Annotated in this window: 4 protein-coding genes; all 4 read left to right on the top strand. The window is 47.8% G+C overall.

Annotated elements, in window-relative coordinates; all coding sequences use genetic code 11:
• Positions 1-122: 122 nt before the first annotated feature.
• A complete protein-coding gene (gene rpsL / locus A3750_RS10635; protein WP_068456027.1) occupies positions 123-497 on the top strand; it encodes a 30S ribosomal protein S12 in 375 nt (124 codons plus the stop codon).
• Between the two features lie 91 nt (positions 498-588).
• Positions 589-1059: a 30S ribosomal protein S7 gene (rpsG, locus tag A3750_RS10630; protein ID WP_068456030.1), complete on the top strand. Its 471-nt coding sequence runs from the start codon at positions 589-591 to the stop codon at positions 1057-1059.
• 72 nt (positions 1060-1131) lie between these two features.
• On the top strand, positions 1132-3228 hold the full coding sequence (gene fusA, locus A3750_RS10625) for an elongation factor G (RefSeq protein WP_068456032.1): 2097 nt from the start codon (positions 1132-1134) through the stop codon (positions 3226-3228).
• 23 nt (positions 3229-3251) lie between these two features.
• Positions 3252-3487 (top strand): GTP-binding protein (locus A3750_RS10620; protein ID WP_231871789.1); only part of this gene is annotated, 236 nt, incomplete at its 3' end.

The raw sequence follows: 3487 nt of genomic DNA, 5'->3' as shown, positions 1-3487 counted from the left end.
TTTGGTTAAAAATAAACCAAACGCCTTGACACTGTACGGGGGCGTCATTAGACTTGCGCCCCTCGACTTGAGAGCACCTATTTTGGGTGGGAATTTGATAGATAATATTGGAGTTTGCTTACATGGCAACTATTAATCAGTTGGTGCGTAAGCCTAGAAAGCGTGTCGTCGCTAAAAGTGACGTTCCCGCGTTGCAGGCTTGTCCGCAGCGTCGTGGTGTTTGTACTCGTGTTTATACGACTACGCCGAAAAAGCCTAACTCGGCTTTGCGTAAAGTATGTCGTGTGCGCCTTACAAACGGCTACGAAGTAACATCTTATATCGGTGGTGAAGGCCACAACCTACAGGAGCACAGTGTAGTGTTGATCCGTGGTGGTCGTGTTAAAGACCTTCCGGGTGTGCGCTATCACACAGTTCGCGGTAGTTTGGATACATCTGGCGTTGCAGATCGTCGTCAGGGTCGTTCGAAGTACGGTGCTAAGCGTCCTAAGGGATAAGATTAGTTTTAATTTAAATTATAAGGGGTAAGAGTAAGGTCAGGTTCATCCTGAATTACCTGAAGACCTTAGATGTAACAGAGGGCTTATCATGCCAAGAAGAAGAGTTGTCGCCAAGCGCGAGATCCTTCCGGATCCAAAGTTTGGAAGTCAGTTGCTTGCTAAATTCATTAACCATGTAATGGTTAGTGGTAAAAAAGCGGTTGCAGAAAAGATTGTTTACGATGCGCTAGATACAGTTGCTGGCAAAAGTAACCAAGATCCAATGGAGTTGTTCGACAAAGCGTTAGAGTCGATCCAGCCGATGGTTGAGGTTAAGTCGCGTCGTGTAGGTGGTGCTACCTATCAAGTTCCAGTCGAAGTTCGTCCATCTCGTCAGATGGCTCTAGCTATGCGTTGGTTGGTTGAATATTCGCGTAAGCGTGGCGAAAAGTCGATGGCTTTGCGTCTTGCTGGTGAGATTCTTGATGCTGCAGAAGGTAAAGGTGCAGCTGTTAAGAAGCGTGAAGATGTTCACCGCATGGCGGAAGCGAACAAGGCATTCTCGCACTACCGTTTCTAAAACAAACTTTTGTTTTAGTGCACAAACAAGCCTGCTTTATGCAGGCTTGTTGCGATTAACGAGGAAATTTCAGTGGCCCGTAAAACGCCAATTGACCGTTACAGAAATATTGGGATCGTCGCTCACGTAGATGCGGGAAAGACGACCACAACGGAGCGTGTACTGTTCTATACAGGCTTGTCTCACAAGATTGGAGAGGTGCACGATGGTGCAGCGACCATGGATTGGATGGAGCAAGAGCAAGAGCGGGGTATCACTATTACTTCTGCCGCAACGACCTGCTTTTGGTCGGGTATGCGTCAGCAGTTTGATCAATTTAGAATCAATATTATCGACACGCCAGGGCACGTAGATTTCACGATCGAAGTAGAGCGGTCTTTGCGCGTTCTCGACGGTGCTGTCGTTGTTCTGTGTGGTTCATCTGGTGTGCAGCCTCAAACAGAAACTGTCTGGCGGCAAGCCAATAAATATCATGTGCCTCGAATGGTATTTGTAAATAAAATGGACCGAACGGGTGCTGATTACATGTCAGTTATCGAGCAGTTGAAATCTCGGCTGGGCGCCAACCCTGTACCATTGCAGATGACCATCGGTTCAGAAGATGAATTCAAAGGCGTTGTTGATCTTATTAAGATGAAGGCCGTTATCTGGAATGAGGCTGATCAAGGTATGACCTTTGAATATCAGGATATTCCAGAAGAATTGCTTGAAGAATGTCAACAAATGAGAGAGGGCATCGTTGAGGCTGCGGCCGAGGCCAACGATGAATATATGGATTTGTATCTTGAGGGTGTCGAGCTATCAGAGGAGCAGATAAAGGAGGGTATCCGGCTGCGAACGCTTGCAAATGAGATTGTTCCGGTGCTCGGTGGTTCGGCGTTCAAAAATAAGGGTGTTCAAGCCGTTTTGGATGCGGTGGTCGAGTACTTGCCATCGCCTACTGAGGTTAAAGCGATTGAGGGTGTTTTGGATGATGGCGAGACGATAGCGACTCGAGAAGCAGATGATGATGCGCCTTTTGCTGCCTTGGCCTTCAAGATTGCGACCGATCCCTTTGTCGGGACTCTAACTTTTTTCCGTGTGTATTCGGGTAAATTGCAGACCGGTGACGCGGTATGGAATCCTGTCAAAGGTAAGCGTGAGCGTATCGGGCGGATGGTGCAGATGCACTCTAATAACCGGGAAGAAATTAAAGAGGTTTTGGCGGGTGATATCGCTGCAGCAGTCGGCCTTAAAGATGTTACTACCGGCGAAACCTTGTGCGACCAATCGAATAAGATAACGCTAGAACGAATGGAATTTCCGGAGCCGGTTATTTCGGTTGCTGTAGAGCCGCGATCTCAGGCTGACCAGGAGAAGATGGGTGTTGCGCTAGGTAAGTTGGCGCAAGAAGATCCCTCGTTTCGTGTTAAGACTGATGAAGAGACGGGGCAAACCATTATTTCAGGTATGGGTGAGCTTCATCTTGATATTATTGTTGACCGCATGAAGCGCGAGTTTAGTGTAGAGGCGAATATCGGTAAGCCGCAGGTGGCTTATCGCGAGGCGATTCGTAATCACTGTGATATCGAGGGTAAGTTTATCCGGCAATCTGGTGGTCGTGGTCAGTATGGGCATGTAAATATTCGGTTTGAGCCTCGCTCCGATGGTGAAGAGGGGTTGGAGTTCGTAAACGAAATTGCTGGGGGTACTGTTCCTAGGGAGTATATTCCAGCGGTCGAAAAGGGTATCGAGGAGCAGATGAATAACGGTGTTCTGGCTGGTTATCCTTTGCTTGGCTTGAAGGCGACCTTGTATGACGGCTCTTATCATGATGTTGATTCGAATGAGATGGCGTTCAAGATTGCAGGTAGTATGGCTACCAAAAAGCTTTCTGAAGAAGGTGGGGCTGTCTTGCTTGAGCCTACAATGAAGGTAGAGGTGGTGACGCCGGAAGAGAATATGGGTGATGTGGTTGGTGATTTAAACCGCCGAAGAGGGCTGATTTCAGGTATGGATGATGGTCCGGGCGGAAAAGTCGTCAACGCAGAGGTCCCGTTATCAGAAATGTTTGGTTATGCGACGGATTTGCGGTCTGCAACGCAGGGTCGGGCAACTTATACGATGGAGTTTTTGAAGTATTCAGAAGCGCCGTCAAACATTGCAGAAGTAATCATTAATAGGCATTAAATCAGAGCTAAGGGGAATTTACCGTGGCAAAAGCAAAGTTTGAAAGAGTTAAGCCGCACGTTAACGTGGGAACCATTGGGCACGTTGATCACGGCAAAACAACATTAACGGCAGCACTTACTCGCGTATGTGCTGAAGTATTCGGTGGTGAGAAGGTTGACTTCGCGAACATCGACAACGCTCCAGAAGAGCGTGAGCGTGGTATTACAATTGCAACGTCACACGTAGAGTACGATTCAACAGATCGTCACTACGCGCA

This window comes from Oleiphilus sp. HI0079 (assembly GCF_001635105.1).
The sequence above is the reverse complement of the archived record's forward strand: the minus strand, read 5'-3'. Positions and strand labels throughout refer to the sequence as shown.